Raw genomic sequence first — 22,804 nt, 5'->3', positions numbered from 1 at the left:
TGATAGTGCGGATCTCCCGTGTGAAAGTAGGTAATCGTCAGGCTCCTCATGCAGCAACAAAAACCCCACCCCCAAACAGGTGGGGTTTTTGCGTTTCTGCGGCATTGGGCTGATACGCCAGATTCGATCAGCCGTGCGTGCCTTGATCGCGCGATAAAATCAGCAAAACATTGCGCAGCCGATTGCCATTCGAGTTCCCATGCTACGTTTAAGCGAAATCAAGCTTCCGCTCGATCATCCCGATTCGGCCATCGAGCCTGCGGTCATCGCACGCCTTAAAGAAATCGGCGTGACGTCAAGCGAACTCGTGCGCTTCCATGTCTTTCGCCGCGCGCACGATGCACGCAAGCGCGCCGACATCAAGCTTACGTACATCATCGATGTGGAGTTGGCAGATGAAGCGTCGGTGCTCGCGCGACTAAAGGCCCGGCCGCATCCGCATGTCGGCATTACGCCGGATATGGCTTACCACTTCGTGGCCAAGGCGCCTGAAGCATCGAGCCAGCTTCGCCCCGTCGTCATCGGCATGGGGCCGTGTGGGCTGTTTGCCGGGCTAATTCTCGCGCAAATGGGTTTTCGCCCGATCATCCTCGAGCGTGGAAAAGCCGTGCGCGAGCGGACGAAAGACACTTGGGGTCTGTGGCGCCGAAACGAACTCAATCCGGAGTCCAATGTGCAGTTCGGCGAAGGCGGCGCCGGCACCTTCTCCGACGGCAAGCTCTACAGTCAAATCAAGGATCCGAAGCACTACGGCCGTAAAGTCCTCGACGAGTTCGTCAAAGCGGGCGCGCCTGAAGACATCCTGTATTTGAGCCGGCCGCATATCGGCACGTTTCGACTGGTCAGCATGGTCGAAAAGATGCGCGCGAATATTCATCAACTCGGCGGCGAAGTACGATTCGAGCAGCGCGTCGAGGATATCGACATCGACGATGGCAAGGTGCGCGGTCTACGCCTGTCGAGCGGAGAAACGCTGCGCTGCGATCACGTTGTGCTGGCCGTCGGACATAGCGCGCGCGATACCTTCCAGATGTTGAACGATCGCGGCGTTTTCATGGAGGCGAAGCCGTTTTCGCTCGGGTTTCGTATCGAGCATCCGCAGGGCATTATCGATCGGAGCCGTTTCGGCAAATTCGCCGGTCACGAACGGCTTGGCGCCGCGGACTATAAAGTCGTCCACCATTGCAGCAACGGCCGCGCTGTCTACAGCTTTTGCATGTGTCCTGGCGGAACGGTTGTCGCGGCGACGTCGGAGCCCGGCCGAGTCGTGACCAATGGCATGAGCCAGTACTCGCGCGCCGAACGTAATGCGAACGCGGGCATCGTCGTCGGCATCACGCCGGAAGATTATCCGGGCGGTCCACTCGCGGGCATCGCCTTCCAGCGCATGTGGGAAGAGCGTGCGTTCGAACTGGGCGGCGGCGATTACAGCGCGCCTGCACAGCTTGTGGGCGACTTCATCGCGAGGCGCGCTTCGACATCGCTTGGATCGGTCGTGCCTTCGTACAAGCCAGGCGTCAAGCCGACCGATCTCAGCACCGCGTTGCCCGATTATGTGATCGAAGCCATCCGAGAAGCACTGCCTGAGCTCGATAAGAAGATCCCCGGCTTCGCGATGCACGACGCCGTTCTCACTGGCGTCGAGACGCGCACGTCGTCGCCGCTGCGGGTGCGCCGCAATAATGACGATTACCAAAGCGTCAATGTCGAAGGCTTGTATCCGGCGGGCGAGGGCGCGGGTTATGCGGGCGGGATCTATTCAGCGGCGATCGACGGAATCGAAGTCGCGGAGGCCGTCGCGTTGAGGATGATGGCGGAACATGAGGCGGCCGTCCGGTAACGTCGTGACTCATTTGCTGTCCATGCAAACGTCGAAGAGACATAACCACCGCCCATTGCCTCTAAAACGAAAAAGGGCGCATCGTCACCGTTGCGCCCTTTCATCCGCATCCAAAGAACCTCAAGTAACCACGCCCACCTGCCAGGGCACGAACTCACTCTGCCCATACCCGTGCAGTTCGCTCTTCGATGCCACGCCCGACGCGCAGTCGAGCATCATCTGAAAAATCTGGTCGCCGAGTTGCCCGATGCTCGCCGTTCCATCGATCACGCCGCCGCAGTTGATATCCATATCCTCTTCTTGCCGCTCCCAGAGCGCGGTGTTCGTCGCGAGCTTGAGCGATGGCGAAGGCGCGCAGCCGTAAGCCGAACCACGTCCGGTCGTGAAGCAGATGAGATTCGCGCCCGAAGCAACCTGACCCGTTGCAGACATCGGATCGTAGCCGGGTGAATCCATGAACACGAAGCCCTTGGCGTCGACGCGCTGTGCGTATTCATAAACCTCGACGAGATTGGTCGTGCCGCCCTTGGCCACCGCGCCAAGCGACTTTTCGAGAATCGTGGTCAGCCCGCCGACCTTGTTGCCCGCCGATGGATTGTTGTCCATCGCCGCACCGTTGCGCGCGCAATAGTCCTCCCACCACTTGATACGCGTCAGCAGTTTCTCGCCGACTTCACGGCTGACCGCGCGCCGCGTCAGCAAATGTTCCGCGCCATAAACCTCCGGTGTCTCGGAGAGAATCGCCGTGCCGCCATGCGCGACGAGTTTATCGACAGCCGCGCCGAGCGCCGGATTCGCCGAAATGCCCGAGTAGCCATCCGACCCGCCGCATTGCAAACCGACGATCAGATGCGACGCCGGCACCGGCTCGCGCTTGACGCGATTCGCTTCCGTGAGCATCTCCTTGACCAATGCGATGCCGTGCTCGATCGTCTTTCTCGTCCCGCCGCTGTCCTGAATCGTAAAGCTGCGCAGACGCTCGCCGTCTTTCAGTCCGCTTGCTTCGAGCACGCCGGAAATCTGATTGGTCTCGCATCCCAGGCCGACGAAGAGCACCGAATAGAAATTCGGATGCACCGCGTATCCCGCCAGCGTGCGACGCAAGATGGCAAGGCCATCGCCCTGCATGTCGATGCCGCATCCCAAGCCATGTGTGAGCGCAATCACGCCATCGACGTTCGGGTAGTCCGCCAGCGCTTCCGGATGAACGTCGCGCCGAAAGTGATCAGCAATCGCGCGCGCGACGGTCGCCGAGCAATTGACGCTCGTCAGCACGCCGACGAAATTGCGCGTCGCCACGCGGCCGTCGTCGCGGCGAATACCCATGAACGTCGCGGGTTCATCGACGAAAGGCGTCGGATGCTTGTCGATGCCGAACTCGTGCTCGCGCGCGAACTCGGCCATCGACAGATTCTGCGTGTGGACATGCTGGCCGCGTGCGATGGCGTCCTTCGCCACGCCGATGATCTGGTTGTAGCGCTTGACGGGCTCGCCTGCGGCGATGGCGCGCGTCGCGATCTTGTGGCCCGGCGGAATCAGGCCCATGACGACGAGATCCTCCGACGCGATGCGCGCGCCGGAGAGCAACTGACGTGTCGCGATGACGACATCGTCTTTGGGATGCAGCCGGATGACCGCATGGTCGGTGGATGTGGTGGACATGATGTTTTCTTAGATCGTGGAGGGAGCGCGCTTGTCGGCGAGGGCTTCCGTTTCGGCGCGGTTGAGCGGTTCGATCTTGCCGACAATCACAAGATAGCTGAACGCACCGAGAAAGCAGAAGCCGCCTGCAACACACAGCGGAATGGTGAACGAGCCTTTCGTCATTTCGACCATGACGCCCGTGAACGTCGTGATGACGATACCCGCCAGATTCGACGCGAAATTCTGAATGCCACCGATGGACGCGACGTGTCCCGGCGTCGGTGCAACATCGCCCGGCAGCGACCAGATGCTGGCCGCGGCGAACGCGAGGCTGCCGTATGCAACGCCGAAAAAGCCGAGCATCAGATAGATGTTCGTGGTGAACGCCGAGAGCGTGATGACCGACGACAGCAGCATGCCGCCGACCATGCAGGTCTTGCGCGCCGCCGTGAGGCTCCAGCCGCGCTTGAAGAGCGAGTCGGACACGACGCCGCCGAGCCAGCCGCCGGGGATCGACATCAGCGCCGGAATCATGCCGAGCGTGCCGAGCGACTTGAGCGAGAAGCCATGCGTCTGCACGAGATAGCTCGGAAACCAGGTGATGAAGAAATAGATCACGAAGTTCAGGCAGAAGAAGCCGAGCATCATGCCCCACAGCGTGCGGTACTTGAAGAGCGAGCCCCACGAGACCTTGTTCTTCGGCGCGACCGGTTGCGGCGGGACATCCACGGGACCGGTGAGGTCGCCGAGCGACTTATTACGGTAAATGAGGAACCAGCCCAAGATCCACACCGCGCCGAGTGCGCCAGTGATGACGAACGACGCTTCCCAGCCCACCGAGCTGATGATGAGCGCAACAACAGGAATCGACAGCGCGGAACCGACACGCGAGCCGCTATCGAAGATGCTGGTGGCAAACGCGCGCTGCTGCGGCTTGAACCACTGCGCGACGAGCTTCGCGCACGACGGATACGCGCCCGCTTCGCCGACGCCCAGCATCAGCCGGCAGCCGAACATGCCCGCGACGCTCGTCGCGGTGGCGGTGAGCGCCGTGAACACCGACCACCAGCCCACCGCAAGCGGCAGTGCGATTCGCGCGCCCACGCGGTCAACGAACCAGCCGAAAGGCATCTGCATGAGCGCGTAGGTCCAGAAGAAGCCGCTCAGGATGAAGCCCATTTCCGCCGGCCCAATGCCGAGCGCCTTCTCAATCTGCGGTGCAGCCACGGCCAGATTCGCGCGATCGATGTAATTGATCGCGATGGCCAGAAAGGCCAGAAATATCACTACCCAACGCATTTTGCGCATCGTTTGTCTCCTCGGGATGATGGCATTTCATTTCTGCCGGCCCGAACCGCCATGCCGACGCGGTGAGCCGTGATTCAAAAACGGTGTGACGGGAGTCCGCGTTCTTTGGCGGATCTCAATGCGCGTTCAATGCATCGCGCAGGCGCTTTTGTTCGATATCGAGTTCGAGTTCGGCGGCGAAATCGATCACAGGTTGAAAACGCCGCACTTTCTTCTCGTCGTGATTGCGCGCGATATCCGCGAGCTTGTGCACGAGAAACGGGTTCTCGAAGCGGTCGCGCACGCTCGCGAGGTAGTCGCTTGCCACGTCGCCCTTGCCGAGTGCGACAAACACCGGCAGCACTTCGTCGCGCCAGGTGGCTTCGAGCGGCTCGCGGTACGCGGAATCGCGCATCGCGTCGAGCACGGTCATGTCGGGCGCGCCGTCGCGCGTGCGCCAGATTTCCGCGAGCATCGTGTGGCCGAGGTTGAGCAGCAGCAGTTTCAGGCGCTCGTAGTGCGCGAGGTCGTCGGTGACGACGATGTCTTCGTGTTCGCACGGCAAGGTCATGCCCGCTTGCCGCTCGATTGCCCACAACGCGTAAGGCTCGGCAATCGCGCCGACCGGCAGGATAGGCTCCGACACGATGCGGTCCACGAGCGAATTCACCCAGACGCAATCGTTCGACAAGTAAGCGATGAACGCGTCGTCCGCATTCCATTTGCGCGCCAAGTCGAGCACGAGGTCGCGCAAGGTGTCGCCGTTACGCGAGACGAGTTCGCACGGCAACAGCGTGATCGGCGCCGCGCTCGCCTTGAAGCGTGCGTGCAGCAGCACGGCGAGCTTGGCCGCGAATCCGCGCGGCGTACGCGCGCCATCGAGCAGGTCGGCCGTGTCTTCGTCGAAAAGGGCGTAACCCGTGTCGGCCGTGTTCGAGACGATCACCTTCACGTCGCGTTCCATGCGTTCTAGCAACAGCGGCCAGTCGTCGTTGGCGTGCAGCGCTTCGGTGATCGAATCGCATTCGATGGTGGTGTCGACGGTCGCGTCGCGCTCGCGTCCGCGAATGCGTACCGGATAGCGGCCCGTGGCGCGCAGCGCATCGACGCGCGCGCGGCTGTCAGGACTCGACGTGGTCTGCACGACGGTGATCTTGCCGAGCGCTTTCGCAGGATCGCGCCGCGCGGCGTCGGCCACGAAGAAGTCAACGTGCGCTTGCAGGAAACGGCTCGTGCCGAACTGGAGAATCGGATTGGTCATGTCGGGCGGCTATCGCGCCATCGCTCGATGCGACGGCGAAGTACATAGGGGGTATTGTCGTTGGGAACGGTTCCAGACAGCCGTAAAAAATATGGCCCATCTGGCCTTACCGAAATGCATACTAGTGGCTCGAATTGGAATTGGTCAAGCCACTTGTAAGCGTTTGAAAACCGTCGAACGCGCTTCGTACGGTGCGTCAACCCTTCCGCTGATTACAATCCACGTTTTCCCCGAGACATGCAGGAGTGTGCACGTGAGTGTCAAACCAGTCGAAACGCGTCGCCTCTACCTTCAGATCGCCGACAAACTGCGCGCTCTGATCGAACAGCAGGACTTTGCGCCGAACGGCCGGTTGCCCTCCGAGCGCGAACTCGCGCAGACGTTGGGCGTGTCGCGGCCTTCGGTGCGCGAGGCGCTGGTTGCGCTGGAACTGGAAGGGCGAGTCGAGATTCGCATGGGCTCGGGCGTCTATATCTGCGCGACGCCCGTGGCGAAGCCGCCCGCCACCGAGGCGGAACTGGGCGAGAGCCCGATCGAGATCATGAATGCGCGCAGCGTGATCGAAGGCGCGATTGCCGCGAATGTCGCGCCGTTTGCCAAGCCCAAGGCATTGAAGACGCTGCGCGCCGTCTACGAGACCATGGCGCGCGAAGTCGAAGCGGGACAAGTGCCGATGAGCGCCGACCGCGCGTTTCACGTTGCGATCGCGCAGATGTCGGGCAACGACGTGCTGGTCAGGACAGTGGGCAGTCTCTATGACGAACGGCATAGTCCGCTGTCATCCACGTTACGCGGACATTTCGAGGGGGAGGAAACCTGGGCGGCCGCGCTTGGCGAACATCTCGAGATTCTCGAGGCGCTCGAAGCGCGGGACGCGGTGCAGGCTCAAGCCGCAATGCAGCGGCACATGCGCAAGTCGGCCGAGCGTCTGATGACACGGCGCAAAGGCTGAAACCGGCGCGCCTTCAAAGACGAACCGGTTCTCTCGAAAGTTAGCCCGCGTTAGCCGGGGTACGCTTCATCGACCTTCAGGCCAGCCAGCTTGAAGATCACGCGCAGTGTCTGCGGCGCGATCTCGCGGCGCGAGGCGAGCGTGGTCAGGACGAAGTCCATCACCTTGGCGTACTTCAGCATGGTCAGACACGATTCGATATCCGTGGAGCCGTCGCGCATCGATTCGGCGAGACGCAGCATCTCCACCGAAATCTCTCGAGCCATTTCGAGTTCGAGTTGTTGCTTCTCGCTCCAGGCGGGCATCGTGGTCAGCGCCGCGAGCATCTCCTGAAACTGCTTTTCTGCTTTCTTGTCGGGGATCGCGTCCATCGCCGTCCTCTCCATGTTCATGGCGCCGGCGAGTCGCAATCGCCGCGCTGAGTGTTAGGTGTTACGTAACGAAAGCCGCTCGCGGGTGACGACGCGTACTGCGTTGTCGAGGCGTGGCTTTGCTACCTGCTTGTTGCTCTTCCTTGCTGCATTGGCGCGCCGGGCTTCTTCCCCACGCTGTGCATCGTCCCGGCCAGATCCGCATACCGGACAATGCACGAAGTGTTCCAAGCGTTTTCTAGCCGTCTTGCATCGCCGGTCGACTTGGGCGGAACAAGAGCGTCTTCGCGCTTTTGGGTAAACTTCTCCTTTCGAGTCGGCAGAACCAGCGGTTAGCGCACATTCGGCGCAAACTAGCCTCGTTTTTTAATTACAACATTACTTTCACGATGGCCAAGAAGTCCTCCGCGTCGGCTCCGGGCACCCCCGACCCCACTACAAAGCACGAAATCCGTCCAGGTCAGTCGATCGAACTGCTGAAGGAACTTCATATCCTCACGCGCGACGGCAAGATGAATCAGGACAGCCGCCGCAAACTGAAACAGGTCTATCACCTCTATCAGTTCATCGAACCGCTGCTTGCCGACGTTCACGAACGCCAGGGTTCGGTGTCGCTTGTCGACCATGGCGCGGGGAAGTCTTACCTTGGGTTTATTCTCTACGATCTGTTCTTCAAGACTCTGCGCGATCGGTCACACATCTACGGTATTGAGACGCGTGAGGATCTTGTTCAAAAATCGGAGGAATTGGCGAAGCGGCTGGATTTCGAGGGAATGTCGTTTCTGAATCTGTCGGTGGCCGAATCGATTGAATCGAATCTGCTGCCGGATTCCATCGATGTCGTGACCGCGCTGCACGCCTGCAATACCGCGACGGACGACGCCATCCAGTTCGCTCTGCAGAAGAACGCGAAGTACATCGTCGTGGTGCCGTGTTGTCAGGCGGAAGTCGCGTCAGTGCTGCGCAAGAACAAGGGGCATGCGCTGTCGAAGAACGTGCTGACGGAGATGTGGCGGCATCCGCTGCATACGCGCGAATTCGGCAGCCAGATTACGAATGTACTGCGCTGCCTGCAGCTCGAATCGCACGGATATCAGGTCAGCGTGACGGAACTCGTAGGCTGGGAACATTCGATGAAAAACGAGCTCATCATCGCTCAGTTCAAGGACTTGCCGCGCGCCCGGCCCGCGCAACGGCTGTCGGATGTGCTTGAAACGCTCGGGCTGGACGAGTTGCGCGAGCGCTTCTTCGCGCACTGATCAGTCGCTTTTCATCCACGCCGCGAAACCTTCGTGACCGAGGCGACGCAGCGTTTCCATGTTGCGTTCGTAGATATCAGCGGCGTCGGGAAAGGCATCCACTGCGCGGTCGATGCTCGCTTCGCGCAGCAAATGAAAGATGGGATACGGCGCCCGATTCGTATAGTTCTCGATGTCGTCGGGCTCGCTGCCTTCGAATCGATATTGCGGATGAAAGCTCGCGATCTGCAGTTCTCCGGCAAGGCCCATGTCGTTCAACAAGCGGTCGGCGAAGAACAGCGCGTCGTTGTAATCGGTGAAGTGCGCAAAGGCGTGCGGCGTGATGAAAAGCGTCGTGTCGATGTCATTTGCATCGCTTTCGCGCAAAAGGCGCAGTTCGTCCGCGAGTTCCGCGACGACATCTTCCACGCCGCGCGCGTCGCTCACGACATAGCGAATCTGTCCCTTCACATGCACGCTCTTGGCAAAAGGACACAGGTTCAAGCCGATGACAGCGCGGGTGAGCCAGTGGCGCGTGGCCGCGATCACTTCTTCTTCGCGGGTGCTACGGTCGTTCATGGTGCATCCTGAATAAGCGGCTTGCAGGCCGCGTCGATCAACGTGCGCGCAATGCGAGGCGCCGCGCGCATCGGCCCCGAACCGGGACCGTAAGTCTGGCTCGTCGCGTAGACGCCATCGACGAGCAACGCCAGCGATTCTGCCAGTTCGACGGGATCGGCGGCGCCCGCAGCAGCCGAAATCTCGGTGAGCCGCGTGATCAGATAGTGCTTGTTGCGCTCGACGGATTGCCGCGCGGGATGCGCCGGATCGCCGAATTCGCACGCGATGTTGAGAAACGGACAGCCGCGATAATCCGGCGCCGACGCGCGCCCGACGAGATCCTCGAGCGATTGAACGAGTTGCTCGGCCGGCGCGCCCGGATGCTTCTCGACGCTTGCCTCGAAGCGCTTGCGGAATCTTTCGTCCATGCGCTGCAGATACGCGGTGACGAGTTCGTCTTTCGAAGCGAAGCGCCGGTACAGGCTCATCTTGTTGACGCCCGCGCGTTCGACGACGGCATCGACGCCAATCGCGCGGATGCCATCGCGATAAAACAGTTCCTGCGCGGCATCGAGCAATTGTTCCCGAGCCTGCACGCCGTCGGTTCGCACACCGCGGCGAGCAGGGGTTTTCGGCTGGTCGGCGGGAGTTCGTGTCACAGTCGCATCCTTGAATATTGCTTGGGTCTTGACATGTTACCGATCGGTAACTAAGCTCGCAACTCTGATGTGACAGGTCGGTAACGTCACGGCGCGTAAAACACGAAATTCACGGAACGGAGCAGCGATGAATTGGGTAGCGAGACGGCTTGGCGGCCGCGTGCATTACGGCTGGATCGCAGTGGGCGTCGTTTTCCTGGTTTTGCTGGCGGCGGCCGGCACGCGCGCGACGCCGAGCGTGATGATGTTGCCGCTCGAAAAACAGTTCGGCTGGTCGCGCGGAACCATTTCGCTCGCCATCTCGATCAACCTTGCGCTTTACGGCCTGACCGGACCGTTCGCCGCTGCCGCCATGCAGCGCTTCGGCGTGCGTCCGACCTTGCTCGCCGCGCTTGCGACCTTGGCCGCGGGCGTCGGCCTCTCCTCGATGATGACCGCGCCCTGGCAGATGATCGTGATCTGGGGCGTGATGGTCGGCGGCTCGACGGGCGTGGCGGCGCTCACGCTTTCGGCGACGGTGGTGAATCGCTGGTTCACGACGCATCGCGGGCTTGCAATGGGCATTCTCACCGCCAGTTCGGCGACCGGGCAGCTCGTGTTTCTGCCGTTTCTCGCGGCGTTGTCGGAGCATCACGGCTGGCGGCCGGTGGTTTTCGTCGTGGCGATAGCTACCGCAGTCGTCGTGCCGCTCGTCGCGTGGCTGCTGCCGGAGCGTCCGTCGGATGTCGCGCTGCGACCCGTCGGCGAAAGCCCGGACGCGCCGCCCGCCGTCATTCCGCCGCCGAAAAATCCGATCAAGGTCGCATTCGGCACGCTCGGCATGGCGAGCAAGACGCGCGATTTTTGGCTGTTGTTCTTCAGCTTTTTCGTCTGCGGCGCGAGCACGAACGGTTATGTCGGCACGCATCTGATCGCGATGTGCTCCGACTACGGCATGACGCAGGTGCAAGGCGCGACCTTGCTCGCGGCGATGGGCATTTTCGATTTGTTCGGCACGACGCTTTCCGGATGGCTTTCGGATCGCTTCAACGCGCGCCTGCTGCTGTTTTGGTACTACGGCCTGCGCGGGTTGTCGTTGATCTATCTGCCGTATGCGTTTGGCATCGACTTCTTTGGGTTGCCGCTTTTCGCGGTGTTTTACGGGCTCGACTGGATCGCGACCGTGCCGCCGACGGTGCGCCTCGCCACCGATGTCTATGGCAAGGAGTCGGCGCCGATCGTCTTCGGCTGGATCGTGGCGGGGCACCAGCTCGGCGCGGCGTTCGCGGCGCTGGGCGGCGGCATGCTGCGGTCGAGCCTCGGCAGCTACACCGTGGCGACGATGATCTCTGGCGGTCTTTGCCTCGTCGCAGCCGTTACGGTGCTGCGGATCAATCGCGCGGGGCGGTCGATGGGCGTCGCCGCCACTTGAGCACTTTTGCGGACGTGTGAGTCCGTGACTTATCCTTGTCGTTCGATACTTGAACGGCGCGCATTGGGCCGATGCGCGCCGTTTGCGCTTTTGAGGGCGGCGCGAGGCAGCGGTGCTGAATCGAAGTGGTAGCGTTGTGCGGTTGACTGCTGCAAGCCGTTATCGTGATGGGCAGGCCTCGCTTCTTCCATTCGCTGAAGGATTCCAATGATGACCGCCAAACCCGCCGCAACCGAAGTCGATATCCACGAACTACTCGCGGGCCGCTGGAGCCCGCGCGCGTTCTCCGAGGCGCCGCTGAGCCGCGAGCATCTGCATAGCCTGCTCGAAGCGGCGCGCTGGGCGCCTTCATCGAGCAATTTGCAGCCTTGGCGTTTTATCGCGTTCGATCGGCATCGCGACGAAGCCGCGTTCCAGCGCGCGTTCGAAACGCTCGCGCCGTCCAATCGGACCTGGAATGTTCGCGTGCCCGTGCTGGTCTGCGTGACTGCGTCGACGCTCACGCCGAAGGGCGATGTCAGCCGCACCGCGCTCTACGACACCGGCGCGGCCGCGATGGCGCTCGTGCTCCAGGCGCACGCTCTCGGGCTCGCGACGCATCAGATGGGCGGCTTCGATCGCGACGCGTTCCGCGCGGCGTTCGAGATTCCGCCGGAGGTAGAGATCATCGCGATGATCGCAATCGGTAATCACGGCGACGCGAATCTTCTCGACGACGCGCTTCGCGAACGCGAGGCCGCGCCGCGAGCACGCAAGGCGCTGGGCGAGACCTCGTTCGAAGGCGCGTGGGGAAAGAGTTTCGAGTGAAGCCAGGCTTACGCGGCGCGGGTGCGCTTGACTGCGGACGTGTACGACATCACCCCTCATCCGCCGATGACAGCGGCCGCGCAACATCTTCCAGAGACTTGCGCTCCGCCGCCACGCCCCAGATGCCGGCCACGACGGCGGCCGCGATCATCAGCGCGGAGCCGATCAGATAGCCGACGAACACCGCGCCACGCTGATGCGTATCGATGAGTTGCCCGAACAGCGCCGGCCCGATGATCCCGCCGAGCGCCGTACCGAACGCATAAAACACGGCGATGGCAAGCGCGCGAATCTCAAGCGGAAACGTCTCGCTGACCGTCAGATAGGCCGAACTCGCCGCCGCCGACGCGAAGAAGAAAATCACCATCCACGCTATCGTCTGCGTGGTCACGGAAAGCATTCCGTGCATGAACATCCATCCGCTGATCGTGAGCAGCACGCCCGAGATCGCGTAAGTGAAGGCGATCATCCGGCGTCGGCCGAGCACGTCGAATAGCTTGCCGAGCAGAACGGGGCCGAGGAAGTTGCCCGCCGCGAACGGCAGCACGTACCAGCCGATGTGATCGCCCGGCACGTGATAGAAGTCCGTCAGCACGAGCGCGTAAGTGAAAAAGATTGCGTTGTAGAAGAACGCCTGCGCGGTCATCAACATGAGGCCGACCAGCGAGCGGCTCCGATGCACATGAAACAGCGTGTGCGCGACTTCCGAAAGTGGCGTGTGCTCGCGCATCTTTAGGCGCAGCGGCTTGATCGGCGTGTTCGGTATTTCGACGCCGTGCTTGCGAAAATGCGCTTCGATGTCCTCGACAATCTGCTTCGCTTCATCGACGCGGTTATGCGTGATGAGCCAGCGCGGACTTTCCGGCACCCACATCCGCATGAAGAGAATGGTGAGACCGAGCGCCGCGCCGATTAGAAAGCACCCGCGCCAGCCCCAATCGGGCGGCATCAGGCCCGGATCGAGCAAAACGAGCGAACCGGCCGCGCCAATGCCCGCGCCGATCCAGAACGTGCCGTTAATGGCGAGATCGGTCCAGCCGCGCAAGCGTGCAGGCGTGAATTCCTGGATCGTGGAATTGATGGCCGTGTATTCGCCGCCGATGCCCGCGCCCGTCAGAAAGCGGAACAGCACGAAACTTGCGAGATCCCATGAGAACGCGGTTGCGGCGGTCGCGGCCACATAGAGAAAGAGCGTGATGAAGAAGAGCTTGCGTCTTCCGAGCCGGTCGGTGAGCCAGCCGAAGCCAAGCGCGCCGACCACCGCGCCCGCAATATATGCGCTGCCGGCGATGCCGACATCCGTGTTGTTGAAGTGCAGCGCCGGGCTCGACTTCAATGCGCTCGCCACCGCGCCCGCGAGTGTGACTTCGAGCCCATCGAGCAGCCACGTGATGCCGAGCGCGAATACGATCAACGTATGAAACCGTCCCCAGGGCAGACGGTCGAGCCGTCCCGGTAAATCGGTTTCTATGATGTCGGATCGATCGCTGGCGCTCGCAGTCGAACGATTTTCCTGCGGTAAGGTAGTGTCGTTCATTGGCTCGTGCCCGCCGCATCCGCGCGCGCAACAGTGAATAAATTGCCGCTTTGGCGAGCAAGTTGCATTCCGCGCCGGTTGAAGCGTCGTGGCGGTTCCAGACGGGTTCGAATGCGGTTGATGCATGCCGCCGAACATGCTACAAACCCTGTCCACTTTTGAATGCGGCGTTGCCTCGTAACGCTGCCTCGATGTCCATGACCTACTGTGCGATCGATTTTGGCACGTCGAATTCCGCCGTCGCCGTGCCTGCCGCGATTCAGGCGCAGACGCAGGGTGGCCATTCGATCCGGCTGGCTCCCGTCGAGGGCGAGGCAACCACGCTTCCGACGGCCGTCTTCTTCAACACGGACGAAAACAGCCAGTCCTATGGCCGCGCCGCGCTCGAATCGTATATAGACGGCTTCGACGGCCGCCTCATGCGTTCGATGAAAAGCATTCTCGGCTCGCCGCTCGCCGACACTAGCACCGATCTCGGCGACGGCTCCGCCATCAAGTACACAGACGTCATCACGCTTTTTCTGCAGCATCTGAAGCAGAAAGCGCAGGCGGTCTCGCCAAGTCCGCTCGATCGCGCGGTTCTCGGCCGTCCGGTCTTTTTCGTCGATGACGATCCGCGCGCCGACCGCCTCGCGCAGTCGCAACTCGAAGCGTGCGCGCACGCCATCGGCTTGCGCGAGATTCACTTTCAATACGAACCGATCGCCGCCGCATTCGATTACGAAGCGCGCCTGACGCAGGAAGGGCTCGTGCTGGTCGCGGATATCGGCGGCGGTACGTCCGACTTCTCGCTCGTTCGCGTGGGGCCCGAGCGCGCTCGCCAGCTAGACCGAAAAAGCGATGTCCTCGCGCATCACGGTGTGCACGTGGCCGGCACGGATTTCGACCGGCGCGTCGAGCTGACGACCGTTTTGCGCGAACTCGGTTATCAGACGCTCGATCCGCAAGGGCGCGAAGTGCCGAACCGCGTGTATTTCGATCTGGCGACGTGGCATCTGATCAATACCGTCTACACGCCCAAGCGCGTGAGCGAATTGCAACTGATGCGCCACCTTTACACCGAACCGCGTCTGCATGACCGGCTAATGCGCGTCGTCGATCGCAGGCTCGGGCATGCGCTGACCGCGCACGCTGAGGAAGCGAAGATCGACGTGGCGGCGGGCGGCGTAACCGAGATTGACATGGAAGAGGTGGAGGAAGCGCTGCGCGTCGCATTCGACGAAGCGCAGCTGATCGAAGCGGGCGCGGACGAGACGCGGCGTATCGTCGAAGCGGCGCTGGAAACGGTGAAACGCGCGGGCGTGGCGAACGCGGATGTCGGCGCCGTGTACTTCACGGGCGGCACCACCGGTTTGCGCTTTCTGTCCGATGCGCTCGCGGCGGCTTTTCCCGGCGCACGAGCCGTATTCGGCGATCGACTTGCCAGTGTGGCGACGGGTCTCGGTATTTACGCGCAACGCGTCTTTACCTGATCGCGCTCGTTCCAGATGCAAAAAACCCCGCCGAGGCGGGGTTTTCTTTAAGCCGGATAAAAACTTACGCCGGCTTGATGTTCGCTGCTTGCTTGCCCTTGGGGCCAGTCTTCACTTCGTAGGTAACCTTTTGGTTTTCTTGAAGTGTCTTGAAACCCTCAATGCGGATTTCCGAGAAGTGTGCGAACAGATCTTCGCCGCCGCCATCCGGGGTGATGAAGCCAAAGCCCTTTGCGTCATTAAACCACTTGACGGTACCGGTTTCCATGTTACTTATTCCAAAAAATTGATGAATGAGGCCGAAGCCAAGGGTGCATGAAGATCAAGGAAGGGGCAATGGGACCAACCGGAGTACCGCGATGGCGAACTACGAAAGAACCACAAGTCACTCGCCACTTGAAATCCTGCAAGAAGGTTTATACGGCTAATCGTTTTCGCGGTCAAATAATATCCGACTGCCGCGCAGGGACTTTTTGAGATATCGCAACGTATCTTACGAATCTTTCATAATTTCACTGCCAACTGTCTATCACCGCCGTGTGGTAGCTTTCATCGCGCAAAAACTGATGAAAGCTGACAATCCTTCGCTGCATTCGAAAGGTGCAACCGTTACACTACGCGCCAACCTGCCAAGGTTGCACCAAAATCGCCCTATCACCGGACCGTAGGCCGGCATCGCGCGCGGCGGATGTGCATTCGTGCGCCTGACCTCCAAGCGCAAGGCGAGAGACACTGGAGAACAATGTGAAGAGTTCGATACAACGAAATATCGGGCCGATAGCACTCATGCTTACCGGCCTCGGTTCCATCATCGGTTCAGGCTGGTTGTTCGGCGCGTGGAAAGCGGCCAAGATCGCCGGTCCCGCAGCCATGGTCGCGTGGGTGATCGGCGCGGTCGTCATCATGGCGATCGCTCTTACTTACGCGGAGTTGGGCGCGACGTTTCCCGAATCCGGCGGCATGGTGCGTTACGCGCGCTATTCGCATGGCGCGCTCGTCGGTTTCATCAGCGCGTGGGCGAACTGGATTGCCATCGTCTCGGTCATTCCGATCGAGGCCGAGGCATCCATTCAATATATGAGCACGTGGCCCTATGAATGGGCGCATGCGCTCTTCGTGAACGAAACGCTCACGACTTCAGGGCTGATCCTCTCGGCGCTGCTCGTGGTCGTGTACTTCATGCTCAACTACTGGGGCGTGAAGGTGTTCGCGCGCGCCAACTCGACAATCACTGTTTTCAAGTTCCTGATTCCCGGCCTGACCATCGCCGGCCTCATCTATACAGGGTTCCATTCCGAGAACTTCGGCACGGTGTCGAGCTTCGCGCCCTATGGCTGGCCGGCCGTGCTGACGGCGGTGGCGACGAGCGGTATCGTATTCAGCTTCAACGGCTTTCAGAGCCCGGTCAATCTCGCGGGCGAGGCGCGCAATCCGTCGCGGAGCATCCCATTCGCCGTGATCGGCTCGATTCTGATCGCGCTCGTGATCTACGTATTGCTGCAAGTGGCCTACATCGGCGCGGTCAATCCCGCCGATGTCGCGAAGGGCTGGTCGCATTTCAACTTCGCGTCGCCGTTCGCGGAACTGGCGCTGGCGCTGAATTTGAACTGGCTCGCCGTGCTTCTTTATGTCGATGCTTTCGTGAGCCCGAGCGGCACCGGCACCACCTACATGGCGACGACCACGCGCATGATTTACGCGATGGAGCGCAACAACACGATGCCGAAGATATTCGGCAACGTGCATCCGTTCTACGGCGTGCCGCGTCCCGCGATGTGGTTCAACCTGTTCGTCGCGTTCGTGTTCCTGTTCTTCTTCCGTGGTTGGGGCACGCTGGCGGCGGTGATTTCGGTGGCGACGGTCATTTCCTATCTCACCGGGCCTGTGAGCCTGATGGCGCTGCGCCGCGCCGCGCCGGATCTGGAACGGCCGGTCCGCTTGCCGCTAATGGGCTTGGTCGCGCCGTTCGCGTTCGTCTGCGCGTCGCTCGTCCTGTACTGGGCAAAGTGGCCGCTGACCGGCGAAATCATCCTGTTGATGGTCGTCGCGCTGCCCGTGTACTTCTACTTCCAGGGCAAGACCGGCTTCGCAGGATGGGGCCGCGATCTGAAAGCCGCGTGGTGGCTGGTGGCGTATCTGCCGACAATGGCCGTCATGTCGCTCATCGGCAGCAAGGAATTCGGCGGAAGTGGCGTGTTGCCGTATGGCTGGGACATGGCGCTCGTCGCCGTGCTCGCGCTCGTGTTTTACTTCTGGGGCGTGCACACCGGTTATAGGACGGACTATCTGGATGAACGCGAAGCGCACGAAGATATCCAGCACGAAGTCGGCGCGTAAACAGATCGTCGACGAGAAGCGGTAAAACGAAGCCCGCCTGAGCAATCAGGCGGGCTTCGTTCTTTCCTGCTCGACTCGTACGTTCAGGCCTCAGGCGTCCGCGAACACGTAGTTCGTCATGGCGAGCGCGCGCTGGAAAGTGCCGAGCGACTGTATGCGCAACTGATAGTCATCCGCCGCAGCGCCTAGTGCGCCGAATACTGGCAGCAGATGCTCGTCGGTCGGATGCATCAGCGCGGCGTGCGGCGCGCGGGCGCGATAGTCGAGCAGCGCGTCGATGTCGCGATCGGCAAGACGCGCCTCGAACCAATGCGTGAACTCATCGACGCGCGGATCGGCATCTTCAGGACGAGCGCCGAAATCCGCCATGCGCAGGTTATGCGTGATCTGCCCGGAACCGACGATCATCACGCCGTCGCGCCGCAAATCGCGCAGCGCCCGGCCGATACCAAAGTGATGCGCGGCATCGAGGCGCGGTTGAATGGAAAGTTGCGCGACTGGGATGTCGGCGTTGGGAAACATGAGCAGAAGCGGCACCCACGCGCCGTGATCGAGGCCGTGCTCCGTCGTGCTCGCAGCAATGCCGTGCTCGCCGAGCAGCGCGGCGGCGTTGCGGGCGAGATCGGGCGCGCCGGGCGCGGGATAGCGCAGTTCATAGAGCGCGCGCGGAAAACCGTAGAAATCGTGGATGGTTTCCGGCCACTCGGCGATGCTCGCAACGGGTTGCGTCGTGCCCCAGTGAGCCGAAAGCATGAGGATGGCGCGCGGGCGCGGCAGCGTTTCAGCGAGCGAGGCGAATTCGCCGGAAGGCATCGACGGGTCGATAGGCAGCGTCGGCGCGCCGTGAGAAATGAAAACGGAGGGAAAGGAAGTCATGGCGTCGCGTATTGAGTTGGATGCCACCAATGTACGGCCGTGACTGGCGGAAATAAACGGCCGGTGAAGCAATGAATTGTGTCGTCGGCGTTTGCAATCGAATCGACGCTCAGTCCGCTTCGCCGCGCATCCCTTCCCATGCAACGGCGGCCGGCGATGCGATCTGGAACAGATCGATCACGCGCGCGACGGTGTGATCCACCATCTCGTCGATGCTCGCCGGCTTCTGATAAAACGCCGGCAGCGGCGGGAAAATCACGCCGCCCATTTCCGTCACGGCGGTCATATTGCGCAGATGCGCGAGGTTGAGCGGCGTTTCGCGCACCAGCAGCACCAGACGGCGACGCTCCTTGAGCACGACATCCGCCGCGCGCGTGATGAGATTGTCGGAGAGTCCGTGCGCGATGCTTGCCAGCGATCGCATGGAGCACGGCGCGACAATCATGCCTTCCGTGGAAAACGAGCCGGACGCGATGCTCGCGCCGACATCGCGCACGTTATGAACAACGTCCGCGAGCGCGTGAACCGTGGATTTATCGAGTTCCAGCTCGTGCTGGATATTGAGCCAGCCGGCGCTGGAAACGAGCAGATGCGTTTCCACGCCGGGAACACGGCGCAACGTTTCAAGCAGACGCACGCCGTAAATTGCGCCCGTGGCGCCCGTGATGGCGACGATGAGCCGTCGTCGGGCGGCAGGCGCGTTCACTTCGAAGATGACTTCAGGCAGCGGCGAAGAGCTGTTGCAGTTCGCCGGATTCGTACATCTCCATCATGATGTCCGAGCCGCCGATGAACTCGCCCTTCACGTAAAGCTGCGGAATGGTCGGCCAGTTCGAGAATTGCTTGATGCCCTGACGAATTTCGTTGTCTTCGAGCACATTCACGGTCGTGATCTGATCGACGCCACACGCCTTCAGCACCTGGATGGCGCGGCCGGAGAAACCGCACATCGGGAACTGCGCCGTGCCCTTCATGAAGAGGACGACCGCGTTTTGATCGACGAGTTGCTTGATGCGTTCTTGCGTTTCCATGATGTTCCTGCGCTTTGATGTCGGTGGGGACTAAGTGTTGAAATGATAGCGGATTTCGCTATTCCGGGCTGACCGCTGCCTGGCTCGCCCGCCGCGCTCAGGCATTGAAAACGCCGCCGCTGATTCGCTCGATTCCCGCCAGATCGCACAGCGAATGCACATCGGTGAAACCGCGCGCCGTGAGCAGTCGGCGCACGGCGTCGGACTGATCGTAGCCGTGTTCGAGCCACAGCACGCCACGGCGCGCAAGCAGAAACGGCGCTCGCTCGATAATGGTCCGGATGCAGGACAGACCGTCGGCGTCATCGGTGAGCGCGTCGCGCGGCTCGAAGCGCAGATCGCCTTGCTGCAAATGCGGATCGTCGCTTGCGATATACGGCGGATTGCTCACGATGGCTTCGAAGAGCAGCGAAGGATCGACCTTCGCGGTCCAGTCGCTTTCGACGAACGCGAGCGGCCCGCCCGCGCGCGCCGGATCGAGCAGCCGTTCTGCATTGCGACGCGCGACATCCAGCGCGGCGCCTGAGCGGTCCACGGCCCACACGCGCGCGTCGGGCCGTGCATGCGCAAGCGAAACCGCAATGGCGCCGGTTCCCGTGCCGAGATCGAGCACGCGCGCGTTCGGCGTATTCGCGATGGCGTCGAGCGCCGTTTCCACCAGCAATTCGGTTTCCGGGCGCGGAATCAGCACATCGGGCGTCACGTCGAATTCGAGCCCGAAAAATTCACGCGTTCCAGTCAACTGCGCGATCGGTTCTCCCGCGACACGGCGCGCGACGAGCGCCTCGAAGCGGCTAACCGCGATGGCGCCAAGCGCTTCGCGGTCGCGCGTGATGAGCTGCGTGCGTCGCCAGCCGAGCACGTGCATCAGCAAGACGCGCGCTTCGAGCGCGGGCAGCGCACACGCACGCAGCAGATCGACTGCGGTCGTCACTCGGTTTCCCCGAGCGCCGCGAGCAATTCCGCCTGATGCTCGCTCACGAGCGCGCCGATCAGTTCGTCGATATCGCCGTCCATGATGTATTCGAGCTTGTAGAGCGTCAGATTGATGCGGTGATCCGTCATGCGCCCTTGCGGAAAATTGTAGGTGCGAATGCGCTCGGAGCGGTCGCCCGAACCGATCAGACTCTTGCGCGTCGCCGCTTCCTTCGCGTGTTGCTCGTGATACTGCTTGTCCTTGATGCGCGCGGCGAGCACCTTCAGCGCGCGATCCTTGTTCTTGTGCTGCGAGCGGTCGTCTTGACATTCGACGACGATTCCGGTCGGCAAGTGCGTGACGCGCACGGCCGAATCGGTCTTGTTGATGTGCTGCCCGCCCGCGCCCGACGCGCGGAAGGTATCGATACGCAGATCCGCCGGATTAATCACCACTTCGCTGATTTCATCGGCTTCCGGCATGACCGCGACCGTGCACGCGGACGTATGGATGCGCCCCTGCGTTTCCGTCGCCGGAACACGTTGTACACGATGCCCGCCCGACTCGAACTTGAGCCGCGAGAAGGCGCCGTGGCCCGCAATCCGCACGATCACTTCCTTGTAGCCGCCCAAGTCGGACACGCTCTCGGACATGGTTTCGGCAGTCCAGCGGTTGCGCTCCGCATAGCGCAGATACATGCGCAGCAGGTCGCCCGCGAACAGCGCGGATTCGTCGCCGCCCGTGCCCGCGCGAATTTCGATGAAGATATTGCGCTCGTCGTTGGGATCGGTCGGCAGCAGCATGGTCTGCAGATCGCTTTCGATCGTCGCCATGCGTTCGCGCGCTTCGCCGATTTCCTCTTCGGCGAAATCTCGCATCGACGGATCGGACAGCAATTCCTGCGCGGTCGCTTCGTCGTTGAGCGCCTGACGCCAGAGCGCGTACTGCTCGACGACCGGACTGATTTCCGCATGTTCGCGCGTGAGTTTCCGATACTGATCCATATCGGCGGTCACGTCTTCGCGGCTCAACAATTCGTTGAGTTCGACCTGCCGTTTTGCAAGCTGGTCGAGCTTGCTTTGCATGCTCGTTTTCATCGGGCGGAGTTGGAGCGATGCTCCGGAGAATTGTGGAATCAGAAATGCCTGCGCGTCAGCGCCGCGCGGCATTGGAGAACAGCGAGGAAAGCCGCTAACGGTCCGGAGACTGCGACGATTCAGGCGCCGAAGGCGTGTCGTCTTGCGGCTTGTCGGACGAACCGTGGCGGTAGAAGCCGCTCATCAGGTCGATGAGCTGGGCGCGCTCTTCCGTGGTCGCGCGATTGAGCGCGTGCGTCGGACCATGAATGAGCTTGTTGGTGAGCGATTGCGACAATGCTTCGAGCACGGCGGCGGGATCGTCGCCGCGCGCGAGCAGCTTGCGCGCGCGTTCGACTTCGGCGCGGCGCAACGCGTCGGCTTGTGTATGCATGTGGCGGATGACCGGCACGATACTGCGCGCATCCAGCCACTGCATGAAATTCTGCACACGCGTTTCGATGATCGCTTCGGCTTGCGCGACGGCAGCTTGCCGCGACGCATTGCCTTCGCGCACGATCGCGCCGAGGTCGTCGACGGTATAGAGGAACACGTCCTGCAGATTGCCGACTTCCGGCTCGATATCGCGCGGCACGGCGAGATCGACCATGAAGATTGGCCGATGCCGGCGCGCGCGCACCGCGCGTTCGACCGCGCCCAGCCCGATGATAGGCAGCGTCGACGCCGTGCACGACACGATGATGTCGAACTCGTGCATGCGCGTGGGCAGCTCGGAAAGCGGAATAGCGCGGCCGTTGAAACGTTCGGCGAGCTTTTCGCCGCGTTCGGCCGTGCGGTTTGCGACCACCAGTTCGCGCGGATTTTGCGCGGCGAAGTGCGTGGCACAGAGTTCGATCATTTCGCCCGCGCCGATGAAAAGCACGCGCTGACTCGAAATGTTTTCGAAGATGCGCTGGGCGAGTCGCACGGCGGCGGCGGCCATGGAAACCGACTGCGCGCCGATCTCGGTCGTGGAGCGCACTTCTTTCGCCACCGCGAAGGTCCGCTGAAACAACTGGTTGAGATAAGTACCGAGCGCGCCCGCTTCCGACGCGGTGCGCACGGCATCCTTCATTTGTCCGACGATCTGCGTTTCGCCGAGCACCATGGAATCCAGCCCCGAGGCGACGCGGAAGGCGTGGCGCACGGCCTCGGACTGCGGCAGCGCGTAGACGTGCGGCGCGAGTTCCGAAACCGGGAGATTGTGGTACTTCGACATCCACTGAATGGCAGCGTCGCGCGCGGCGGCGTCGTCGGTGGCGCAGTAAAGTTCGGTGCGATTGCAGGTCGAGAGGATCGCCGCTTCGGGCGAAACCTTGGCGAGCGGCCCAAGCCAGATGTCCTTCAGCGCGCCCAGAGCGGGCTTCAGCTGTTCGAGCGGAAACGCCACGCGTTCGCGCAAGGCGACAGGCGCAGTGTGGTGATTGATTCCGATCGTGAGGAGCTGCATGTAATGGGCCTAAGCCGATGGCCTTTCAGATAGCGCAATATTATAGCGTTTTACGAATCTCTTCATTTATAGGCGGCA

General features: G+C 61.7%; 21 protein-coding genes. 7 read left to right on the top strand and 14 right to left on the bottom strand.

Annotation, left to right across the window (positions count from 1 at the left end; genetic code table 11):
- Positions 1-199 precede the first annotated feature (199 nt).
- Positions 200-1,840 carry an NAD(P)/FAD-dependent oxidoreductase gene (locus NCR98_RS12060; protein ID WP_250526302.1) on the top strand — a complete coding sequence of 547 codons (1,641 nt, stop codon included), beginning with the start codon at positions 200-202 and terminating at the stop codon, positions 1,838-1,840.
- Positions 1,841-1,960: 120 nt separating this feature from the next.
- Here NCR98_RS12060 and NCR98_RS12055 read toward each other — a convergent pair whose 3' ends face one another.
- From NCR98_RS12055 to NCR98_RS12045, 3 genes are all read right to left on the bottom strand, one after another.
- On the bottom strand, positions 1,961-3,502 hold the full coding sequence (locus NCR98_RS12055) for a UxaA family hydrolase (protein ID WP_244826355.1): 1,542 nt from the start codon (positions 3,500-3,502) through the stop codon (positions 1,961-1,963).
- A gap of 9 nt (positions 3,503-3,511) precedes the next feature.
- A complete protein-coding gene (locus NCR98_RS12050; protein WP_244826354.1) occupies positions 3,512-4,792 on the bottom strand; it encodes an MFS transporter in 1,281 nt (426 codons plus the stop codon).
- Between the two features lie 115 nt (positions 4,793-4,907).
- Positions 4,908-6,032: a mannitol dehydrogenase family protein gene (locus tag NCR98_RS12045; RefSeq protein WP_250526301.1), complete on the bottom strand. Its 1,125-nt coding sequence runs from the start codon at positions 6,030-6,032 to the stop codon at positions 4,908-4,910.
- Between the two features lie 253 nt (positions 6,033-6,285).
- On the opposite strand from NCR98_RS12045, the gene NCR98_RS12040 reads away from it, so the two are divergent.
- The gene (locus tag NCR98_RS12040; protein WP_250465782.1) at positions 6,286-6,984 is read left to right on the top strand and encodes a FadR/GntR family transcriptional regulator; all 699 of its coding nucleotides are present in this window, start codon (positions 6,286-6,288) and stop codon (positions 6,982-6,984) included.
- Between the two features lie 50 nt (positions 6,985-7,034).
- On the opposite strand, the gene NCR98_RS12035 is transcribed toward NCR98_RS12040, so the two are convergent.
- A complete protein-coding gene (locus tag NCR98_RS12035; RefSeq protein ID WP_244826352.1) occupies positions 7,035-7,355 on the bottom strand; it encodes a DNA-binding protein in 321 nt (106 codons plus the stop codon).
- Between the two features lie 389 nt (positions 7,356-7,744).
- Between NCR98_RS12035 and NCR98_RS12030 the strand changes: the two genes are divergently transcribed.
- Positions 7,745-8,614: a class I SAM-dependent methyltransferase gene (locus NCR98_RS12030; RefSeq protein ID WP_250465780.1), complete on the top strand. Its 870-nt coding sequence runs from the start codon at positions 7,745-7,747 to the stop codon at positions 8,612-8,614.
- Here NCR98_RS12030 and NCR98_RS12025 read toward each other — a convergent pair whose 3' ends face one another.
- Complete coding sequence (locus NCR98_RS12025) at positions 8,615-9,172, bottom strand: DUF1415 domain-containing protein (protein ID WP_250509545.1); 558 nt, start codon at positions 9,170-9,172, stop codon at positions 8,615-8,617.
- Complete coding sequence (locus NCR98_RS12020) at positions 9,169-9,813, bottom strand: TetR/AcrR family transcriptional regulator (RefSeq protein ID WP_502799745.1); 645 nt, start codon at positions 9,811-9,813, stop codon at positions 9,169-9,171. The genes NCR98_RS12025 and NCR98_RS12020 overlap by 4 nt, the downstream gene beginning before the upstream one ends.
- Before the next feature lie 127 nt (positions 9,814-9,940).
- On the opposite strand from NCR98_RS12020, the gene NCR98_RS12015 reads away from it, so the two are divergent.
- Complete coding sequence (locus NCR98_RS12015; protein ID WP_250465776.1) at positions 9,941-11,224, top strand: MFS transporter; 1,284 nt, start codon at positions 9,941-9,943, stop codon at positions 11,222-11,224.
- Between the two features lie 210 nt (positions 11,225-11,434).
- Positions 11,435-12,031 carry a nitroreductase family protein gene (locus NCR98_RS12010; RefSeq protein WP_250526306.1) on the top strand — a complete coding sequence of 199 codons (597 nt, stop codon included), beginning with the start codon at positions 11,435-11,437 and terminating at the stop codon, positions 12,029-12,031.
- Positions 12,032-12,080: 49 nt separating this feature from the next.
- Here the strand turns inward: NCR98_RS12010 and NCR98_RS12005 are convergent, their stop codons facing one another.
- Complete coding sequence (locus NCR98_RS12005) at positions 12,081-13,568, bottom strand: MFS transporter (RefSeq protein WP_244826348.1); 1,488 nt, start codon at positions 13,566-13,568, stop codon at positions 12,081-12,083.
- A gap of 197 nt (positions 13,569-13,765) precedes the next feature.
- Between NCR98_RS12005 and NCR98_RS12000 the strand changes: the two genes are divergently transcribed.
- Positions 13,766-15,040 carry an Hsp70 family protein gene (locus tag NCR98_RS12000; RefSeq protein ID WP_244828124.1) on the top strand — a complete coding sequence of 425 codons (1,275 nt, stop codon included), beginning with the start codon at positions 13,766-13,768 and terminating at the stop codon, positions 15,038-15,040.
- 64 nt (positions 15,041-15,104) lie between these two features.
- Here the strand turns inward: NCR98_RS12000 and NCR98_RS11995 are convergent, their stop codons facing one another.
- Complete coding sequence (locus NCR98_RS11995; RefSeq protein ID WP_016346375.1) at positions 15,105-15,308, bottom strand: cold-shock protein; 204 nt, start codon at positions 15,306-15,308, stop codon at positions 15,105-15,107.
- 476 nt (positions 15,309-15,784) lie between these two features.
- On the opposite strand from NCR98_RS11995, the gene NCR98_RS11990 reads away from it, so the two are divergent.
- Positions 15,785-17,377, top strand: coding sequence for an APC family permease (locus tag NCR98_RS11990; RefSeq protein ID WP_250465772.1), 1,593 nt, complete (start codon positions 15,785-15,787; stop codon positions 17,375-17,377).
- 90 nt (positions 17,378-17,467) lie between these two features.
- On the opposite strand, the gene NCR98_RS11985 is transcribed toward NCR98_RS11990, so the two are convergent.
- The 6 genes from NCR98_RS11985 to hemA all read right to left on the bottom strand — a co-directional run bounded on the left by NCR98_RS11985 (position 17,468) and on the right by hemA (position 22,726).
- The gene (locus tag NCR98_RS11985) at positions 17,468-18,253 is read right to left on the bottom strand and encodes a DODA-type extradiol aromatic ring-opening family dioxygenase (RefSeq protein WP_250526300.1); all 786 of its coding nucleotides are present in this window, start codon (positions 18,251-18,253) and stop codon (positions 17,468-17,470) included.
- 109 nt (positions 18,254-18,362) lie between these two features.
- Positions 18,363-18,959 (bottom strand): UbiX family flavin prenyltransferase, encoded by a 597-nt coding sequence (locus NCR98_RS11980; RefSeq protein WP_250526299.1) that lies wholly within the window; start codon positions 18,957-18,959, stop codon positions 18,363-18,365.
- Positions 18,960-18,972: 13 nt separating this feature from the next.
- On the bottom strand, positions 18,973-19,284 hold the full coding sequence (grxD, locus tag NCR98_RS11975) for a Grx4 family monothiol glutaredoxin (RefSeq protein WP_244826344.1): 312 nt from the start codon (positions 19,282-19,284) through the stop codon (positions 18,973-18,975).
- 97 nt (positions 19,285-19,381) lie between these two features.
- On the bottom strand, positions 19,382-20,218 hold the full coding sequence (gene prmC, locus NCR98_RS11970) for a peptide chain release factor N(5)-glutamine methyltransferase (protein ID WP_250526298.1): 837 nt from the start codon (positions 20,216-20,218) through the stop codon (positions 19,382-19,384).
- Complete coding sequence (gene prfA / locus NCR98_RS11965; protein ID WP_244826342.1) at positions 20,215-21,297, bottom strand: peptide chain release factor 1; 1,083 nt, start codon at positions 21,295-21,297, stop codon at positions 20,215-20,217. Before prfA ends, prmC begins: the two co-directional genes overlap by 4 nt.
- A gap of 94 nt (positions 21,298-21,391) precedes the next feature.
- A complete protein-coding gene (gene hemA, locus NCR98_RS11960) occupies positions 21,392-22,726 on the bottom strand; it encodes a glutamyl-tRNA reductase (RefSeq protein WP_244826341.1) in 1,335 nt (444 codons plus the stop codon).
- Positions 22,727-22,804 lie beyond the last annotated feature (78 nt).

Origin of the sequence: Caballeronia sp. GAWG2-1 (assembly GCF_023631405.1) — a bacterium.
In the GTDB taxonomy this organism is placed as follows: Bacteria; Pseudomonadota; Gammaproteobacteria; order Burkholderiales; family Burkholderiaceae; genus Caballeronia.
The sequence above is the reverse complement of the archived record's forward strand: the minus strand, read 5'-3'. Positions and strand labels throughout refer to the sequence as shown.